The organism is Streptomyces sichuanensis (assembly GCF_020328095.1).
GTDB classification, from domain to species: Bacteria; Actinomycetota; Actinomycetes; order Streptomycetales; family Streptomycetaceae; genus Streptomyces; species Streptomyces cinnamoneus.
Window position 1 is genome coordinate 1 of sequence record NZ_JAIXMK010000100.1, and the last position, 3,026, is coordinate 3,026.

Annotated in this window: 3 protein-coding genes; 2 read left to right on the plus strand and 1 reads right to left on the minus strand. The window is 72.8% G+C overall.

Going from position 1 to position 3,026, the window contains the following annotated elements:
* Positions 1-53: 53 nt before the first annotated feature.
* Positions 54-1,040, minus strand: coding sequence for a hydroxyacid dehydrogenase (locus LE181_RS24375; protein ID WP_372458483.1), 987 nt, complete (start codon positions 1,038-1,040; stop codon positions 54-56).
* A 54-nt stretch (positions 1,041-1,094) separates the two neighbouring features.
* Between LE181_RS24375 and LE181_RS24380 the strand changes: the two genes are divergently transcribed.
* Positions 1,095-2,261, plus strand: coding sequence for a sensor histidine kinase (locus LE181_RS24380; RefSeq protein ID WP_225663632.1), 1,167 nt, complete (start codon positions 1,095-1,097; stop codon positions 2,259-2,261).
* Entirely contained in the window at positions 2,258-2,947 is a 690-nt protein-coding gene (locus LE181_RS24385) for a response regulator (RefSeq protein ID WP_225663633.1), read from the plus strand. Before LE181_RS24380 ends, LE181_RS24385 begins: the two co-directional genes overlap by 4 nt.
* The last annotated feature ends 79 nt before the right edge of the window (positions 2,948-3,026 follow it).

Sequence of the window (3,026 nt, forward strand, 5' to 3'; positions counted from 1 at the left end):
AAAAGTCCGGGGCCTGCGGCATTTTTGCGTTTACCGACTTCCCGGGCCGGCCTTTATGCCAGCCGGTGCAATTCGCTCTCCTCCACCCGCCCCAGCAGAGGCAAACCCCGCACCCAGCGCTCCACTTCCTCCACCACCCACATCCCGAGCCGCCGCACCTCGCTTCCCTGGGCGCCCGCGATGTGCGGTGTCACCAGCACATTGCGCAGCCCCAGCAACGGGTGTCCGGTCTCCAGGGGTTCCGGCTCGGTGACGTCCAGATAGGCGTCCAGCCGCCCCGAAGCGCACTCCCGTGCCAGCTCGTCCGTATCGATGAGCGAGCCCCGCGCCGTGTTGATGACCGCGCCGCCGTCCGGAATGAGGGCCAGACGGGCGGCATTCAGCAGGTGCCGTGTGCCGGGCAGTCCGGGGGCGTGGAGCGTGATGACCCTGCTGTTCCGGCACAGCGTGTCCAGGTCGACGGAGTCCGGCGCATACGGGTCGTGCACCAGCACGCGGTATCCGGCCTCCGACGCCCGCAGCCGGCTGATGACCTTCCGGCCGATGCGCGAGGCGCCCACGACGCCGACCGTCAGGCCGTCGCCTCCCTGCCGGTCGCCGAATGCAGGCCAGCGGGCCCGGGCATCCCCGCCGCCTCCCTCCGCGTATGCGGCCGCCGTGGCGAGTGCCTTCTTCGCCGCGAGGACGATCAGGGCGAAGGCGTAATCGGCCACCGGACCCGCGTTGGCCTCCGCGGCCGACGAGACCACGATGCCCCGTTCCCAGACGGCCGGCGTGACCAGTGGCTTCACCGAACCCGCCGCATGGAGGACCGCCCGCAGCCGCGGCGCCCCGTCGAGGAACGTCCCGGTCAGCACCGGACTTCCCCAGCCGGTGATGAGGACGTCCGCCCGCGCCAGATCCCCCCGCCGGGCCTCGCCCGGACCCCGTAACTCCACCGTCCCGGCCAGGCGTTCGCACAGTTCCGCGGGGAGCACGGACGTGGCGGTCCCGGGCTCCAGCGCTGCCACCACCACCGGTCTGACATCGTTCACGGGCAGCCACCTGCCCGCCGCCGGAAGAGAGAAAACGCATTGCTCCCGTCGCCGATGGACATGATGGACAGACTGCGCGGTGCCGGCCCGCGGACCGTCGACGCCGTCGTCACCGGCATCGTCCAGGCGGCGGTGACCATCCCCTTCGTCGTGCCCCGCACTGCCGACGTGCCCCCTGCCACCTGGGCCTCGTACGCGATGACCTCGGCGGCCGTCCTGCCGCTCCTCTGGAGGAGCCGGGCGCCGCTGACCGTGCTGCTGGCCATCACGGCGGCCGGCATCGCGTACCTGCCGCTGGACGGGCCCGGGCAGCCTTTGCCCTACAGCCCGCTGGTCGCCCTGTTCACCGTTGCCGCGCAGGGCGGGCAGCGGCAGCGGCGGGCGACCGTGGTGTTCGGCCTTCCGCTGGTCGCCCTGGCCGTGGCGTTCCGTACGAACACGGCACGCGAGTACCTCTTCGCCTTCTTCCTCTTCGGCATGGTCTACGTCCTCGGTGTGCTGACCCGCACCCGCCAGGCGTACACGGAGGCCGTGGAGTTGCGGGCGGCCGAGCTGGAGAAGGCCCGGCAGGCGGAGGCCGAACGGGCCGCGGAGCGGGAACGGGCACGCATCGCGCGCGAGATGCACGACGTGCTCTCCCACGCCGTCAGTCTGATGATCGTTCAGGCGGAGGCCGGGCCGCTCGTCGTCCGGTCCGACCCGGAGCGGGCGGAGGCGGCCTTCGACGCCATTGCCGGCGCGGGACGCGACGCGATGGTGCAGCTGCGGCGGATGCTGGGCGTCCTCAAGGAGGAGCCGGGCACGACGCGTACTCCCCAGCCGACGCTCGCGGGGCTCCAGGACCTCGTCGCCGACGTGCGGCGCACCGGCCTGGCCGTCACCCTCACCGGGCGGGGCGAGCCCCGGGCCCTCGCGGCGGACGTGCAGGTGACGGTGTACCGCGTCGTCCAGGAGGCGCTGACGAACGTCCTCAAGCACGCCGACGCCGACTCCGTGTCCGTCCACCTCGCCTGGGCCGCCGACCGGTTGCTGGTGACCGTGGAGAACGACGGGGCCGGCTCGCCACGCCTGTCCTCCGGGGGCGGCCGCGGGCTCATCGGCATCCGCGAGCGGGCCGCGGCACACGGGGGCACGGCGACCGCCGGGCCGGGGCCGGGCGGGCTCGGGTACCGCGTTGTCGTCGAGCTGCCGCTTGTGATCTCCTCAACTGCGGAGGTGCGGAGTTGACGATCCGTGTGGTGGTGGCCGACGACCAGGAGCTGGTGCGGAGCGGCTTCGCGATGATCCTGGGGGCGCAGCCGGACATCGAGGTGGTCGCCGAGGCCGGCGACGGGACCGAGGCCGTGGAGGCGGTGCGGCGGCACGCGCCCGACGTGGTCCTGCTCGACATCCGGATGCCGCGCATGGACGGCATCGAGGCGGCCAGGGTCGTGTGCGCGGAGTCGGACGCCAAGGTCGTCATGCTGACGACGTTCGACCAGGACGACTACGTCTACGAGGCGTTGCACGCGGGCGCGAGCGGGTTCCTGCTCAAGGACGTGCGCCGGGACGACCTCGTCCACGCGGTGCGGGTCGTCGTCGCCGGGGACTCGTTGCTGGCCCCTTCCGTGGCGCGGCGGCTGGTCGCCGACTTCACCGGTCGCGGGCAGGCGCTGGAGGGGCCGGGCGGGCCGGGCGGGCCGGACGGGCCGGGGTCCGGGGTGCTCGGGGCGCTGACCGTGCGGGAGCGCGAGACGCTCGTCCTGCTCGGGCGGGGGCTGTCCAACGCCGAGATAGCCGCCGAGCTCGTGGTCAGCGAGCACACGGTGAAGACCCATGTGAGCAACGTGCTGGCGAAGCTGGGTCTGCGCGACCGGATCCAGGCGGTCATCTGTGCGTACGAGACGGGGCTGATCGCACCCGGTCAGGGCTGAGCGGCGGTTCGTTCGTCTCCCTCGCGCGAGGGAGACGAACGAACCGTGGGACCGCTCTCGTCGGCGATGTGCGAGGGGG

What these genes read in the sequence shown, in the direction of transcription:
- LE181_RS24380 (WP_225663632.1), top strand. Translation starts at nt 1,095, where the DNA reads ATGATGGACAGACTGCGCGGTGCCGGCCCGCGGACCGTCGACGCCGTC.